General features: G+C 61.2%; 16 protein-coding genes. 1 reads left to right on the top strand and 15 read right to left on the bottom strand.

Annotation, left to right across the window (positions count from 1 at the left end; all coding sequences use genetic code 11):
• Positions 1-19: 19 nt before the first annotated feature.
• The 4 genes from prmC to rpmE form a co-directional block, all read right to left on the bottom strand.
• Positions 20-1,000: a peptide chain release factor N(5)-glutamine methyltransferase gene (prmC, locus tag A6M21_RS15740; protein WP_242868881.1), complete on the bottom strand. Its 981-nt coding sequence runs from the start codon at positions 998-1,000 to the stop codon at positions 20-22.
• A gap of 136 nt (positions 1,001-1,136) precedes the next feature.
• Positions 1,137-2,204, bottom strand: a complete 1,068-nt coding sequence (gene prfA / locus A6M21_RS15735; RefSeq protein WP_066670867.1) for a peptide chain release factor 1 — start codon at positions 2,202-2,204, stop codon at positions 1,137-1,139.
• The gene (locus tag A6M21_RS15730) at positions 2,194-3,075 is read right to left on the bottom strand and encodes a DUF1385 domain-containing protein (protein ID WP_066670861.1); all 882 of its coding nucleotides are present in this window, start codon (positions 3,073-3,075) and stop codon (positions 2,194-2,196) included. Before A6M21_RS15730 ends, prfA begins: the two co-directional genes overlap by 11 nt.
• 119 nt (positions 3,076-3,194) lie before the next feature.
• Positions 3,195-3,395 carry a 50S ribosomal protein L31 gene (rpmE, locus tag A6M21_RS15725; protein WP_066670859.1) on the bottom strand — a complete coding sequence of 67 codons (201 nt, stop codon included), beginning with the start codon at positions 3,393-3,395 and terminating at the stop codon, positions 3,195-3,197.
• A gap of 335 nt (positions 3,396-3,730) precedes the next feature.
• Between rpmE and A6M21_RS15720 the strand changes: the two genes are divergently transcribed.
• Positions 3,731-5,053, top strand: a complete 1,323-nt coding sequence (locus A6M21_RS15720; protein ID WP_078060788.1) for a GGDEF domain-containing response regulator — start codon at positions 3,731-3,733, stop codon at positions 5,051-5,053.
• Between the two features lie 122 nt (positions 5,054-5,175).
• Here the strand turns inward: A6M21_RS15720 and A6M21_RS15715 are convergent, their stop codons facing one another.
• From A6M21_RS15715 to A6M21_RS15665, 11 genes are all read right to left on the bottom strand, one after another.
• Positions 5,176-6,537: a radical SAM family protein gene (locus A6M21_RS15715; RefSeq protein ID WP_242868880.1), complete on the bottom strand. Its 1,362-nt coding sequence runs from the start codon at positions 6,535-6,537 to the stop codon at positions 5,176-5,178.
• Between the two features lie 2 nt (positions 6,538-6,539).
• Positions 6,540-6,902, bottom strand: coding sequence for a type II toxin-antitoxin system PemK/MazF family toxin (locus A6M21_RS15710; protein WP_201721917.1), 363 nt, complete (start codon positions 6,900-6,902; stop codon positions 6,540-6,542).
• Positions 6,902-7,093: a hypothetical protein gene (locus tag A6M21_RS15705; RefSeq protein WP_151191983.1), complete on the bottom strand. Its 192-nt coding sequence runs from the start codon at positions 7,091-7,093 to the stop codon at positions 6,902-6,904. The genes A6M21_RS15710 and A6M21_RS15705 overlap by 1 nt, the downstream gene beginning before the upstream one ends.
• Before the next feature lie 361 nt (positions 7,094-7,454).
• On the bottom strand, positions 7,455-8,354 hold the full coding sequence (locus tag A6M21_RS15700) for a peptidoglycan DD-metalloendopeptidase family protein (protein WP_066671064.1): 900 nt from the start codon (positions 8,352-8,354) through the stop codon (positions 7,455-7,457).
• Positions 8,355-8,648: 294 nt separating this feature from the next.
• Complete coding sequence (rho, locus tag A6M21_RS15695; RefSeq protein WP_066671061.1) at positions 8,649-9,962, bottom strand: transcription termination factor Rho; 1,314 nt, start codon at positions 9,960-9,962, stop codon at positions 8,649-8,651.
• A 261-nt stretch (positions 9,963-10,223) separates the two neighbouring features.
• Positions 10,224-10,670 (bottom strand): DUF2062 domain-containing protein, encoded by a 447-nt coding sequence (locus tag A6M21_RS15690; protein WP_066670852.1) that lies wholly within the window; start codon positions 10,668-10,670, stop codon positions 10,224-10,226.
• A 168-nt stretch (positions 10,671-10,838) separates the two neighbouring features.
• Positions 10,839-11,495 carry a fructose-6-phosphate aldolase gene (gene fsa / locus A6M21_RS15685; protein WP_066670850.1) on the bottom strand — a complete coding sequence of 219 codons (657 nt, stop codon included), beginning with the start codon at positions 11,493-11,495 and terminating at the stop codon, positions 10,839-10,841.
• Positions 11,496-11,561: 66 nt separating this feature from the next.
• A complete protein-coding gene (locus A6M21_RS15680; RefSeq protein WP_066670849.1) occupies positions 11,562-12,422 on the bottom strand; it encodes a class II fructose-1,6-bisphosphate aldolase in 861 nt (286 codons plus the stop codon).
• A gap of 101 nt (positions 12,423-12,523) precedes the next feature.
• Positions 12,524-13,198, bottom strand: coding sequence for a hypothetical protein (locus A6M21_RS15675; RefSeq protein ID WP_066670844.1), 675 nt, complete (start codon positions 13,196-13,198; stop codon positions 12,524-12,526).
• A gap of 64 nt (positions 13,199-13,262) precedes the next feature.
• A complete protein-coding gene (locus tag A6M21_RS15670) occupies positions 13,263-13,670 on the bottom strand; it encodes a response regulator (protein WP_066670843.1) in 408 nt (135 codons plus the stop codon).
• A gap of 109 nt (positions 13,671-13,779) precedes the next feature.
• Positions 13,780-14,547, bottom strand: coding sequence for a Yip1 family protein (locus A6M21_RS15665; protein ID WP_066670839.1), 768 nt, complete (start codon positions 14,545-14,547; stop codon positions 13,780-13,782).
• Between the last annotated feature and the right edge of the window lie 34 nt (positions 14,548-14,581).

Here is a 14,581-nt window from a genome sequence, read left to right as displayed (position 1 = left end):
AACAAAAAACCATTCGCCTTTACGGTAAATGGTTTTCGCTTTGATCATTTATGGACTTAATTCCGTTCCGCCACGCCGCTACCAACCGCTCCCGGCCGGCCAGGTCGCGGCGGACGGCATAAACCCAGTCCCGCCGGTCGAGCAGGGCGGGAATCAGCGGCGCCTGGGAAGGATCGATTTCGATCAGCAAATGGCCGCCCGGCGCAAGCAACTCCTTAGCCTGCGGGATCAGGCGGCGGTAAAGGTCCAGACCGTCCGGGCCGCCGTCCAGAGCCGTGGATGGTTCATACAGGCGCACATCGGGCATCAGCCCCGGCAGGCCGGCGGAAGGTACGTAGGGGAGGTTGGCGGCCACCAGATCCAGACGCCCCGCCAACCCCCGCTCCAGAAGCGGAACCAGCAGGTCGCCGGAGAAAAAGCTGATCCGCTCCGCCACGCCGTGGCGGAACGCGTTTTGCCGTGCCGTATCCAGGGCGGCCGGGGAGATGTCGGTGGCGTACACAAGCGCCGCCGGCAGGAAACGGGCCAGGCTGACGGCGATGGCGCCGCTGCCCGTGCCCGCGTCGGCGATGCGCAAAGCACCGGCCGGACCGCCCCGGCGGGCGTGCCCGCCGCCGGCAATGCCGGGCGCATCCGCCCCGCCGGGAAAGGTGCCGCCGTTCCGCCTCTTCGCCGGCTGGGCCAGCGCCTCTTCCACCAGCAGTTCTGTTTCCGGCCGCGGGATAAGCACCCCCGGCCGGACTAGAAAGTCCAGTCCCATAAACTCCCGGTGCCCGGTCAGGTAGGCCACCGGTTCCCGGGCGGCCCGCCGGCGCACCAGTGCACGGAAGTTGTCCGCCTGCTCCCGGGTCAACTCCCGCTGCCCTTCCCGGTAAAGACCCGCCCGGTCCAAACCGGTACAATGGGCCAGCAAAACCTGCGCATCCAGGGCGGCGCCGTCCACCCCGCATTTTTGCAAAAAAGCCCCGGCCTCGGCCAGGGCTTCCATGATCGTAACCACTGTATAAAACTCCTTACCTTGCCGCCGGAGTATCGTGTGTGGGAAAATTGCCGCCACCCCGGAACGGTTGCCCCGCCGGCTGCAGAATACCGGTGTTCCTCCACCGGCCGGCGGTTTCCGGCGGCTGACAGCCCTTTTAGACCGCTTCCTGCAGCCGCCGCGCCTGGTCGGTGGTGATCAGCGCCTCGACGATTTCGTCCAGGTTGCCCATCAGCACCTCGGTCAACCGGTGGGTGGTCAGGCCGATGCGGTGGTCGGTCACCCGGCTCTGGGGGAAGTTATAGGTACGGATGCGTTCGCTGCGGTCCCCGCTGCCCACCTGCGACTTGCGCACGCTGGCCACCTTCTCCCGCTGCTCTTCCTGAAATTTGTCCAGCAGCCGCGCCCGCATCACGCGCATGGCCTTGTCCTTGTTTTTGTGCTGGCTTTTTTCATCCTGGCAGGAAACCACAATGCCGGTGGGCAGGTGGGTGATGCGCACCGCCGACTGGGTGGTGTTCACGCACTGGCCGCCCGGACCGGTGGCGCAGAAGACGTCGATGCGCAGATCGTTCGGATTGATCTCCACCTCCACCTCCTCGGCTTCGGGCAACACCGCCACCGTGGCGGCGGAAGTGTGGATGCGCCCGCCTGATTCGGTGGAGGGGATGCGCTGCACCCGGTGCACACCGCTTTCAAACTTGAGCTTGCTGTAAGCCCCCTTCCCCTCGATGAGGAAGATGATTTCCTTCACTCCGCCCAGGTCGGTCAGGTTGGAATTCATGATGTCTATTTTCCAGCCCTGGCGCTCGGCGTAACGGGAATACATCCGGAACAGGTCGGCGCCGAACAGCGCCGCCTCCTCGCCGCCGGTGCCGGCGCGGATTTCCACGATCACGTTTTTTTCATCGTTGGGATCCTTGGGCAGCAGCAGCACCTTGAGCCGCTGTTCCAGCTTTTCCCGTTTCTCCTCCAGTTCAGTCAATTCGGCCGTGACCAGTTCGCGAAAGTCGGGCTCCAGTTTATCCGCCAGCAGTTCTTTGGCTTCCTCCATGCCGGCGCGCACCTGCTTGAACTCCCGGTATACGCCCACCACTTCCTCCAACTCGGCGTGCGACTTGATATATTGCTGCCAGCGCGCCTGATCGGCGATCACCTCCGGATCGGCAATCTGCGCGCTCAATTCGTCGTAGCGTTTTTCCAGACTGGCCAGTTTATCTAACATTGGTTTCACCTTCTTTCAGCACCGCCCCCAGGGCGGATATGGCCACTTCCACCTGGCCGTCGTCGGGGCGGCCGGTGGTCAGCGCCTGCAACCAGCGCCCGGGCGCAATAAACAGCCGGCACAGGATAAAGCGCGGGTAGCGGGCGGACAGTTTCAACAATTCGTAAGAAATACCGGCCAGCACAGGCAACAACAAGACGCGTGACAGCAGCCGCCACCACAACACCTGCCGGCCGAGCAGGGAAAAAAGAAAAATGCTCACCACCAGCACGATCAGAATGAAGCTGGTGCCGCAGCGGGGATGAAAGGTCGAATAACGCTGCACATTGGCCGGGGTGAGTTCCTCGCCGGCCTCAAAGGCGTTGATCACCTTGTGCTCCGCCCCGTGGTACTGAAAGACCCGCCGGATGTCCGGCAGCCGGCCGATGGCGGCCACATAGGCCAGGAAAACGGCCAGCCGGATGGCCCCCTCGACCAGGTTTTGAGCCAGGCTGCCCCGGACATAAGGGGTGAGAAAGTGGGTCAGCCCGGTGGGCAGCACCACGAAAAGGAACACGGCCAACCCCAGAGCCGCCAGCATGGTGACCACAATTTCCCGGGTGCCCAATTCCTCTTCTTCCTCTTCCCCCATGGCCTGGGCGGCCGAATAAGTGAGCGCCCGCAGGCCCACCACCAGGGATTCCACCAGCACCACCACGCCGCGCAGGAACGGCCATTTGAGCTGCGGCACCCGGGAGGTGACTGAATTTACCGGCTGCCGGTCCAGGACGATGGTATCGTCCGGCCGGCGCACGGCCACCGCCCAGGAATAAGGGCCGCGCATCATCACGCCTTCAATGACCGCCTGACCGCCGTATTGGAATTCACTCATATATAGTATTCCCCTTTTTTCAAGCCGCCACCGCCGGAGCATCCGGCCGCCGCCGGCTCCGGGTCCGGAATTTGCGGCGGCATCTTAAACAAATAGCAGAGCCGCCGCTCTGCTACCCGTTATTTCAGGCCGTATTTTTTACGGAAGCGGTCTGCCCGCCCGCCGGTTTCCACCGTCCGCTGCGAACCGGTGTAAAAGGGGTGGCACCGGGAGCAAATTTCCACGCGCAGTTCCTTTTTGGTGGAACCGGTCTCAAAGGTGTTGCCGCAAACACAGGTTACTTTTGTCTGCTGGTATTTGGGATGGATACCTTCCTTCACTGCTGTTCACCTCTTCTTCAAATAAATCCCGCCGCCACATGAAAAAGCCGCCGGCCGGGCCGCACGGGCGGGCATAGATCATCTACATGATTATACCATAACGAATTAAACCAGGCAAGAATCATACTCACGCAAACTCACATATCAACTGCCGGTATGGCATTATTTAAGATGCTTGACGGGCCGGGGCTGAAATTTTGATCGTATGATTTACGGTCCAACCCCCGGGAAAGCGGGAGGCAACGGTTTTTGAGGGGCCGGAAGCGGGCAAAAATTGTTACACTTGAACATAATCTATTTTCATGGTAATGTGGTACTGGTAGGGAAGACCTAAAATGCCATGGGGAGGTCAGACTACCTTGAAATGCCCCGGAAGCCCCAAGACGGTAATGCTGGTAACCCCGGCACAGGCCACCATTGTCGAAATATCCTCGCAGCTGGATTACTCGCAGTTCAACCTGTTGATTGTCACCAGTGAAAAAGAGGCGGCGGAAAAAATCCGCCTGGGCTGGCCCAATGTACTGATCTTTGAGCCGGCCGGCTGCCGGGATAACACATTGTGCCAATTCCTGGCCGAAAATAAAAGCCTGCTGCCTCTGATCCTGATTACCGGAGCGGAAGGCGCCTATCCGGACAATCCTTCCCTGCAGGTAAACGAGATCCTGCACCGGCCTGTCAGCGGACTGGAGTTGTCCACCCGGCTGAATGCCGTGCTCCATCTGCAGCAACTGGAACAGCAGGCGCAAAGCCGGGTTTCCGCTTCCGGACGGCCCAGGGTGCTGGTGGTTGAAGACAGCCCGCTGCAGCGGCGGGTGATCGCCCGCTATTTGACCGATCAGGATCTGGATGTGTTCACTGCCGCCGACGGAGTCGAGGCGCTGGAAAAGGCGCGGCAGGCGCCGCCCGATTTGGTACTGCTCGATCTGGTGCTGCCCGGGCTGGACGGCTTCGAGGTGTGCCGGCTGCTCAAGGAAGGCGCCTCCACCGCCGGCACCCCCATTGTGATCATCACCTCCCGCAGCAGCCGGGAGGAACGGATCCGCGGGCTGGAATGCGGCGCGGACGATTTTCTGGTCAAACCGGTGGATCGCAAGGAATTGCTCATCCGTACCAAGTCTTTGCTGCGGCGCAAACAGCTGATGGATACCCTGCTTAATGAGGCCAGCCGCGACCCCCTGACCGGGTTGTACAACCGCCGCCGGCTGGCGATGGAGATGCAGCGGGAACTGGCCCGGGCCAAACGCTACAATCTTCAGCTGGCCGTAATCCTGTTGGATGTGGATGACTTCAAGCGCTACAACGACACCTACGGGCATCCGGCGGGGGATGAGGTGCTGAAGGAACTGGCCGGCCTGTTGACCGTCCACACACGGGAGGCCGATACCGTCTACCGTTACGGCGGGGAGGAGTTTATTGTTCTGATGCCCCAGACGGGTCCGGAGGGCGGTATGGCAGGGGCGGAAAATATCCGCCGGCAGGTGGCCGGTCATCTTTTTGGCGGCGGGGGAGACCGGCCCGCCGGGCATTTGACCGTCAGCCTGGGGGTGGCCGTCTTTCCGGAACACGGGGAAAACGCTGACGAACTGCTTTGCGCCGCCGACCGGGCCATGTACCGGGCCAAACGGGAGGGTAAAAACCGTGCGCTGGCGGCGGACTAGCAGCGCACGGCCGGCGGGGCGGCGGTACGGCCGGAACAAATGACGGGCGGAACGCGGGCGGCGGGATGACAACAACATAAACCCCGGCTGGCTTTAAAACAACTCCCGGCCGGGCCCGCCGGTTACGTTTGATGCACTTCCCGGCTGAAGCTGCCCACCAGCAGGCCGGGAGTTTTTTTCAACCGCCGGATCATTTCCGGCACACCCAGAATTTCTCCCGCCGGCGCCGGCAGTTGCGGCCACAAAAAATCCGGATCGATGTTCAGGTTGCGCAATTGCACCATCTGCACGCCCGTTTCCCGGATCAGTTCTTCCAGGGCGGCCAGTTCGTCCGCCCGGTCGGTGAGTCCGGGCATGACGAGCAGGTTCAGTGAGACAAAAACCCCGGCCCGGCGGGCCGCCCGGATGGAGCGGCGCACATCGTCCGGAGTGAATCCCCGCGGCCGGTGGTAGGCCTGGTAGATGTCCGCCCGGGCGCTGATCAGGCTCACCCGCAGCGCGTCCAGGCCGGCGGCGTAGATCTTTTCCATTGCCGCGATGTCTCCGGCGTTGCTGTTCATGTTGAGCGTGCCCCGGGCGGTGCGCCGCCTGGCCATTTCAACGGCCGCCGCAATGGTGTCCGCGGCCAGGGACGGTTCCCCCTCACAGCCCTGGCCGAAGCTGATGATGGCCCCCGGCGCCCGTTCCAGGTGGGTGGTGAGCAGCGCGGCCACCTCCGCCGCGTCCGGCTTGAAATCGATCCGGCCCTGGGGAGAGGGACAGCATTCCGCCGGCTGTCTGGATATGCAGCCCAGGCAGCGGGCGTTGCAGGCCGGGGAAACGGGCACGCCCCCTTCCCAGCGGCGGTAGAAGATGTTCTGGGCGGTGAAACAGGAGTATTCCAGAGCGCACCGCGCCAACCGGGCCAGGATGCGGTTGTCCGGGTCGTCCTGCAGCCGCCGCGCCACCAGGCCGGACAGTTCCGGCGTGTTGTAATGCCGGGGGTCCCAGCGCTCCGGGTCGTCGGTGCGCCTGGCGGCCGTCCACAACCGGCCCTGCCGCCAGGCCACGGCCGCGTAGCCGAACAGGGGCAGCGGCTTTTCCCCGGCCGGGCGGCGGTAGGCCGGCAGCAGTGTACGGGTGTAGCCCTGGGGCAGCAGGGCTCCCACGGCGAAAACCGGTTCCCCGCCCGTCCCCGGCAACCGGCCCGGCCGGCCCGCTTCCGGCACCACATTCCGGTGCCGCCTTTCTTTTCCCGGCATTTCCCGTGCCGCCGGCACGGCAGCGGGCATCCTTTCCAGCAGCGTGAAACCTCCCCGCCGGCGCAGCCCCACCGGGCTGCCGCCGGGGATCAAGACCAGCGAGGCCCCCGGCGGCAGGGGGATCATTTCCGCCGCCGTCATCTCCACAAAGCGGTCCCCCGTGCGGCCGGCGGCCAGCAAATCAGGATGATCAAAAAAACGCCCGCCGGCACCGGCGTAAACCAGGCGGTACAAGTAGTTCACCTCTAATCTTTAACTCCGGTTGTCCGTGGTTCTAGCACCAACTCAATCCCGGCCAGAATTTCTTGTACCCGCCGGCCGGAAATGGTACCCGCCTTATCCAGCAGATCCTGCTTGTCCACCGTGTGAATTTGTGTCACAATAACAACGCTTGCCTTTGGCAAATTGGCCTCACCGGGATCAAGCAACACATTCCCCGGTACATTGGCCCGCCTGAGGTTGGATGTCAAGGCATAAACCACCACCGTATTAATCCGGCTGTGATTAAAGAGGTTGTTTTGCACCACAACATGGGGATGCCTGTACCCGGGCCCGGATCCGGACGGTGCACCAAGATCAATCCAGAAAACGTCACCCTGATTAATCACTATTCTCCCTCCAGGGCACGCCGGTAATAGTCTTTCATTAGCTTGCGGTATTGACTTTCACCGGAATCGGGTGCGTCACTGTAAACAGCGTTGATCCTTTCCAATAACTGCTTATTTTCATACTGACGGATAAAGTTTTCCAGGGCAAGAGTAAAAAGCGGGCTGCAGGAAATTTCAAGCCTGTTTGCCATTTCTTCTGCTTTTTTAAATAACGCCTCCGGCATGGAAACAGCAGTTTTTATGGTGGTTCGCGCCCTTCTTTGACCAGAATCGTCCCTGCCGGCGTTTGTTCCGCAGGGACGGGCAACTTCCCGGCCTTGAACCATTTCCAGGCGGTTCTATATGTGATTCCGTTATCTTCGCCCATTCACTTAGCTTCATGGAAATATTATATCATAAGGGGTCATATATTTCTATGGTTTCTTTAGCTGTTTCTCAACCCCCATTCATACCATGAGTATAACCAGCTGAAAAAATGATGTCAACCGGTCCGGCAACAAAAAGTCCGCTGTGCCGGGGGATGATCCACCGGCACAGCGGACTTTCGTTTCCTTAGGCGTATGCGGGCTGCAGGCAGAGCAGCGGGTCGTAGCGCACACCGTTGAGCAGCACTTCCATGTGCAGGTGGGGGCCGGTGGAACGGCCGGTGCTGCCCACCAGGGCAATCACATCCCCGGCATTCACTGCCTGTCCCGGCTGCACCAGCACCTGGCGGGCGTGGGCATACAGGGTCTGCAAACCGTTGCCGTGGTCGATGATTACCGCGTTGCCATAGGTGCCCCGCGGACCGGCAAAGATCACCCGTCCGGCCTTGACGGCCCGGATCGGTGCGCCTTCATCAGCGGCGATATCCACCCCTTCGTGGGGGCGATCCGCGCGCATGCCGAAGGGTGAGCTCACCCGTCCCGCCACCGGCCGGGCCAGTTCATGCAAGGGCAGGGCGGCCACGGCGTTCCAGCCCGGCAGCATGTCCCAGCCGGCCGGCTTGTGCCGGGACGCGGCCGGCGCTGCAGCCTGGTTTGGGACGGGAATGATCATTTCCCGCCCGGCCGCCAGCCGGCCGGCACCGGTCAGGTTGTTCACCCGCGCCAGTTCCTGCGTGTCCACGCCGAAACGCCGGGCGATACCGGTCAGTGTTTCCCCGTCCGCCACCCGGTGACGGGTCATCCCGCCCGGAATGGTCAATACCTGCCCGGTCAGGATCAGATCGCCTCCGGACAGGCCGTTGGCCCGGCACAGGGCGTCTACAGTCAGGCCGAAACGGCCGGCTACGGCGCTCAAGGTATCGCCGGTACGCACAGTATATAGCGCCGCCGCGCCGGGAGCCGGTTGAGGCGCAACAGCCAGCGGCTGGTTGTAATACGGGGCGTCCGTCAGCACGGCCTCGTCCGGGGCCGCCAGCACCGGCAAGCCCGGCAGCAGCAGGCTGCCGGCCAGAGCCGCGGTCAACATCCCGGTACAAATCCTTTTAGTTAATCCGTTCACGTTCCATCCCTCGCCAATCTGCGGCTTCCCGCAGCGTTTCCGGTCCGGACCGGCCTGCGCGTTGGCGGGCGCCGCCACCCCGCTTTTTCCGCCGCCGGTTGCGGGGCGGGATGCGGGTAGCTTTACAAATATTATTTCCAGCGGGGATGGTTTTCATACATCATCCGGCGGATCGTTGACGGAAGCCGGGCGGTAACGGCCCGCGCCCGGAAAAAGAGAAAATCATGATTTTCTTTGAATGCGTGAAGCGGACCGGTGGAGTTACTGGGAGATGTCCCGGCGGATATCGGGAGGACGGCCGGGAGTAACCTGGGGACCGGGCTTGCGCGCGGCCCGGTACATGCGCAGCACTTCTTCATTGGTTTTGGCTTTTTTGATCCGGTCCATCAGCATTTCCATGGCCTCCCAGGGAGCCATGCCCACGATGGCCTTGCGGAAAAGCCAGATCCACTCCAGTTCCTCTTTGGACAGCAGCAGTTCCTCCTTGCGGGTGCCGGAACGCTGCACATCAATGGCGGGGAACAGGCGGCGCTCGGCCAGGCGGCGGTCCAGGATCAGTTCCATATTACCGGTGCCCTTGAATTCCTCGAAAATTACGTCGTCCATCCGGCTGCCCGTTTCCACCAGCGCCGTGGCCAGAATGGTCAGGCTGCCGCCCTCCTCCAGGTTGCGGGCGGCGCCGAAGAAGCGCTTCGGTTTATGCAGCGCGGCCGGGTCGACGCCGCCGGAGAGGGTGCGCCCGCTGGGGGGGATGACCAGGTTGTGCGCCCGGGCCAAACGGGTGATGCTGTCCAGCAGGATGATCACGTCCTGTTTGTGTTCCACCAGTCGTTTGGCCCGCTCCAGCACCATTTCGGCCACCTTGACGTGGCTTTCGGGCGGCTCGTCAAAAGTGGAACTGACCACCTCGCCGTCCACCGAACGTTCAATGTCGGTCACTTCCTCCGGCCGTTCATCGATCAGCAGCACCATGACGTGTATTTCCGGATGGTTGCGGGTGATGCTGTTGGCTATTTCCTTGAGTAAAATGGTTTTGCCGGCCTTGGGCGGAGCCACAATCAGGCCGCGCTGGCCTTTGCCCAGGGGGGCGATCAAGTCGATGACGCGGGTGGACAGGCGGTCGGGGGCGGTTTCCAGGCGGATGCGTTCCAGCGGGTAGAGGGGGGTCAGTCCGTCGAAATGCAACCGCTCCGAGGCCACTTCCGGATCCACGCCGTTGACCTGCTCCACCCGCAGCAGGGCGAAATAACGCTCGTTGTCCTTGGGGCCGCGCACCTGCCCGGCCACCAGGTCGCCGGTGCGCAGGTCGAAGCGGCGGATCTGCGAGGCTGAAACATAAATATCGTCGTTGCTGGGCAGGTACTGGAAAGGGCGCAGAAATCCATAACCGTCCGGCAGTATGTCCAGCACGCCCTGCGCATAAAGCAGCCCGTTTTTTTCCGTCTGTGCCTTGATAATCTCGAAAATCAGCTCTTTCTTGCGCAGGCGGGAATACCCGGTCAACTGCATTTCCCGGGCCGTTTTATACAATTCCTGCAGCGTTTTACCTTCTAAATCGGCATAATTCAAAAGCATCCGTTCCTTTCCGGGGGATTTTCGCCACGGCGGTATAAAAAATTGCCGGGCAATTGGATTGAGAAAAAGTTTCCGGGGAGGGAAAAGCATCATCTGTCCGGGTTAACGGCCGTGGTTACGCCAGAGGGTACGCGCGGGGCAAGTTTGAACAAAGCATCACCGGACCTGCCGGTCCGGTCGACAGGAGCAAAAGAATGGACGTAACGGCAAATACCGGGCGCCCCGCCGCATATTCCGGCGGAGTCGCAGGTTGACGGACGTCTAACGGTAACCGCGTGCTTTCCGGCGCTGTTCAAGCAGCCGGCGCAGGGGGAAATAGACAATCGCCCAGGCCAGGGCGGCGTTGATGACGGCCCCGAGGATAAATGGATAACCGATGTACTTCAAACCGGTCAGCAGGGATTCATCCGGCAAAGAGTGGATGGCGGCGGCGGGAATGTCGCCAATCACGGCACGCCCCACCATGTAATTAAGACCGTAAAACAAAGGCACCGCCCATTTGAAAAAGATGGCCGACAACGCCGCCGCTATGCTGTTGACGCGGATCAGCCGCGCCAGCAGGTAGGCAATGGGAATACTGACTATGGGAATGGGCAGAAAATCCAACGCTGTGCCCAGGGCCACCCCGTGGGCGATTTTATACGGGGCGTCGGACAGTTCCATGATTCTGGTGCACTTTTCTTTCAGGTACCGCTTTAATTTATCCAAATTTCCTCCATACGGTCGAACAAATTCCTGTTTATATTATACCATCCGGAGGACGGGAACTAAAGCACAAATTCCGGGCTGCTCACACCGCCGGCCGGTCCGCCCGTACCGCGCCGTGTTTCTTTTCCGGACGGTGCGGGCGGCACCATCCGGAGAGCGGCCGGGGTGCTAGGCTTGTTTTTGCGCTGCCACTTTAGCCCAGTCGGCCAGGAACTTCTCTATCCCCAGGTCCGTCAGGGGGTGCTTGAGCATCTGCATCAAAACCTGGTAAGGTACGGTGGCGATATCGGCACCGGCTTTGGCCGCCGCAATCACATGCAGCGGATGGCGGATGCTGGCCGCAATCACCCGGGTGTCGAAGCCGTAGCTGGCGTAAATTTCCATAATCTCCGCCACCAGCGCCATGCCGTCGTGTCCAATGTCGTCCAGCCGGCCGACGAAGGGACTGACGAAAGTGGCCCCGGCCAGGGCGGCCAGCAAGGCCTGGTTGGCGGAAAAAACCAGGGTCACGTTGGTCTTGATGCCGGCGGCCGCAAGTTCCTTGACGGCCTTCAACCCTTCAGCGGTCATGGGGATTTTCACCACCACGTTCGGGTGGATGGCCGCCAGTTCACGCGCCTCGGCAATCATATCCGGTGCCTGGAGGCTCACCGCCTCGGCGCTGATCGGCCCGTCCACAATGGCGGTGATTTCACGCACCACCTGCGCAAAATCGCGGCCTTCCCGGGCAATCAGGGAGGGATTGGTGGTCACTCCGCTGATCACCCCGAGGGCATAGGCGTTTTTGATTTCTTCTACATTGGCTGTGTCTAAAAACAGTTCCATTTTGTTCCTCCGGATAACCGTTAAATTTTTTAATCCAAACGGCGTTGTTTGATCAGCTGCGCCGTGCTACTGCCGGGCCTTGCCCGCACAACCGAAGATACGCATCTTTTCCCGGATTATTTCCACCGCCGCCTCGCGCGCCGGGCCGAGCACCTTGCGCGGGTCGATCTCATCCGGGTGCCCGTCCAGCACCTGCCTGACCGTACCCACAAAGGCCTCCCGGATGTTGGTGTCAATGTTTATTTTGCGCACGCCCCGCCGGATGGCCTCCCGCAGCGCTTCGGCCGGTACGCCGGAGGAACCGTGCAGTACAATGGGCACCGTGACCAGGGACTTGATCTTGCTCAGCCGCTCGAAGTCAAGCTGCGGCTCCCCTTTATAACGGCCGTGGGCGGTGCCGATGGCCACGGCCAGGGAGTCCACCCCGGTCTGTTCCACAAAATAACGCGCCTCTTCCGGATCGGTGAACAGCGCCTCCCGGTCGGTCACCACGATTTCGTCCTCGGTGCCGCCGATTTTCCCCAGTTCCGCCTCCACGGAAATGCCTACCGGCCGGGACACCGCCACCACCTGCCGGGTAATGGCGATATTCTGTTCCGTAGGCAGCTTGGAACCGTCAAACATCACTGAACTGAAACCGGCACGCACACAGCGAATAACCTGCTCAAAACTGGTGCCGTGATCCAGGTGCAGGGCCACCGGCACTTTGGCCCCGGCGGCGGCCACCCGCGCCATAGCCACAATATAATCAATGCCGGCGTACTTGATCGCCCCCTGGCTGGCCTGCATGATTACCGGGGCGTTTTCCGCCTCGGCGGCCGCCACAATAGCCTGCACAATCTCCATATTGTTGCAGTTGAAGGCGCCGACGGCATATCCTTCGTTTTCGGCATCCCGCAGCAGCGCACTGACCGGTACAAATGACATCTTGCATTCCTCCTCGCCTGGCAAAAGTCCTTTATATTATGCCGGTTTTTTCGATTTTTACAAAACTGGCGCTTTAATCTGCACCTGCCGCGGATAATGTCTTACCGGTGGCTGTGACGGGGAAGAAGCTGTACCTTGCCGTCCATGCCCGCGCCGTTGCCGTGCAGGCGGCCGTTCAAGACGATGCTGTTCAAGTTTTTAACCGCTTCGCAGTCCGCCTCGGTTTCCGCATAGATAATCCGCACATCTTCGCAGTCGGCGCAATGGAGTTCCAGCCGGTCGGGAAAGATATCCACCTCAATCTGCCCGTTGCCGCAGCGGCAGTATACCTCCCCCTGCTCACCGAGGATGTGCAGCCGTTTTAAAATCGCACACATCACACTGTTGTTATGAAAATAATCCGCAGTGGCAAATTCGTTGATCAGACTGCTCAAGTCCTCTTTCCGGTCATGGGTGACTTGACGCACCCGGTCCGTAGAGCCGAGCCAGCCCAGTTCAATACCGGTTTGCGTGCAAAACAGCTCGATCAAGCGGCCGGACCACAAGTGCCGTCCCGGTACATGGAGCGGATGAATCTCGCCGCAAACCACGCAGGGCACCTGCAGGCAATACCGACCCTTTTTCGGCACGGCCACCGCCAGCTTGAGGGCGCCGCAGGAACAGTTGACGGTAAACGGCCGGCCGCCGGAAAAGGCAAATCGCGGCACAGGGTGGTTGCCCAGCTTACCGCAGACCGGGCAACGCATGGCCAGTGTGATTTCAGTATTAATAAGCAACTGGCAAGGACCTCCTCCCGGTTGCACAGGATAAATACTTTAAAAGGGCCGGCCCGTCAGCCTGTCAGCCGGTTTCCACCACATACTTGTCACGCGGGCGGGATTCCACCAGCAGCGCCTTGACCAGGTAACGTACTTCCTGGAGATCAAAGGGTTTGGTCACATAATGACGTATGCCCAGCTTCCGTGCTTCCGCCATCAGATCCAGTTCACCATAAGCAGTCATCATGACCACCGGCAGCCCGGCATCCACTTTGCGCAACTCCTGCAGCGTCTCCAGCCCGTTCATTCCGGGCATTTTCATATCCAGCAGGACCAGCGACACACGGCTGGCGCTTACTTTCTGCACCGCTTCGGCGCCCGACGACGCCATGGCCACCTGCAGGCCGTCGTCGGAAAACGCCTCGTAAAGCAGCCTGCGCACCCCAGCCTGATCATCCACCACCAGCAGGTCATACACAATTTCAGACAAAGCTATTCCCCCTTTCCCCATTGGACGTGCCCGGCATAACCAGAAAATACCGGCAAAGATTTTCATTCGTCACCAAGGGGGAAATCCCTGCTGTTTTAAACGAAATTTTTCAGTAGCGCGGTACCGCCAAAGGCATCAGCGAAGCAACACCGGCTGCCGCAAGCAGGAGCAAAACAAACAGGATTACCAGCAGCACCAGCGGCGGGAGCAACACCGCAATCAGGGACTGACCGGTGGAGATGGCGTGCACTTCCCGCAGGCCGAGCACAACCAGCACGACGCTCCAAACCAGGATCAGCAGCCCGAGCAGGATCATCACCACGGTGACGGCCGGACCGTGCAGACCGGCCAGGAGCAGGATCAAATCCACGGGCACCAGGATGATCGAAGGCAGAACGGACAGCGCCACCACCGTCAGCGTGCCGGCGGCCCGGCCGCGCCCGCCGGTGAGGCCGGCGGTGAGATGGATCAGAGCGCTGAATACATACCACTTGACATACTGCAGCACCAGGCCGGTTGCGGCCAGCACCGGGGTCGCGGCCTGCATCAGCCAGGCCATGTGCATGCCGTTCGGGCCCCGGTAGGCCAGACGGTGGGCGAGCAGGGCGCTCATCAAGGCGCTGATCAGATTGACCAGGGTAAAAACAAGCACGGCCGTACCCAACGGCGGGCCGGCGGCAACCCGGCGGAAAGTGCTTGCCGGATCGAACAGCACTCCGTAGACCAGTTCCAGGAAACCGGTACGGCCCGGACCGGGTGGTTCCGGCACCCCATCCGGACGGCCGGCGCCGGACTGGTCATGGTGCGGGTAACTATCCTGTGTCCCGTGATCGGCCGCGTCCTTTTCGCCGGCAAAATCAAGCGACTGGTTTTCCATGCCCCACCCTGCTGGCTTATAAACCCGGACGACC

Source organism: Desulfotomaculum copahuensis, assembly GCF_001655685.1.
Classification (GTDB): domain Bacteria; phylum Bacillota; class Desulfotomaculia; order Desulfotomaculales; family Desulfovirgulaceae; genus Desulfotomaculum_G; species Desulfotomaculum_G copahuensis.
The sequence above is the reverse complement of the archived record's forward strand: the minus strand, read 5'-3'. Positions and strand labels throughout refer to the sequence as shown.

Coding starts and splice junctions, on each gene's coding strand:
- A6M21_RS15665 (WP_066670839.1), bottom strand. CDS start 14,547: ATGGAAAACCAGTCGCTTGATTTTGCCGGCGAAAAGGACGCGGCCGAT.
- A6M21_RS15720 (WP_078060788.1), top strand. CDS start 3,731: ATGCCATGGGGAGGTCAGACTACCTTGAAATGCCCCGGAAGCCCCAAG.
- A6M21_RS15705 (WP_151191983.1), bottom strand. CDS start 7,093: ATGGCAAACAGGCTTGAAATTTCCTGCAGCCCGCTTTTTACTCTTGCC.
- prfA (WP_066670867.1), bottom strand. CDS start 2,204: ATGTTAGATAAACTGGCCAGTCTGGAAAAACGCTACGACGAATTGAGC.
- A6M21_RS15700 (WP_066671064.1), bottom strand. CDS start 8,354: ATGTTGACCGCGGCTCTGGCCGGCAGCCTGCTGCTGCCGGGCTTGCCG.
- A6M21_RS15730 (WP_066670861.1), bottom strand. CDS start 3,075: ATGAGTGAATTCCAATACGGCGGTCAGGCGGTCATTGAAGGCGTGATG.
- fsa (WP_066670850.1), bottom strand. CDS start 11,495: ATGGAACTGTTTTTAGACACAGCCAATGTAGAAGAAATCAAAAACGCC.
- A6M21_RS15680 (WP_066670849.1), bottom strand. CDS start 12,422: ATGTCATTTGTACCGGTCAGTGCGCTGCTGCGGGATGCCGAAAACGAA.
- rho (WP_066671061.1), bottom strand. CDS start 9,962: ATGCTTTTGAATTATGCCGATTTAGAAGGTAAAACGCTGCAGGAATTG.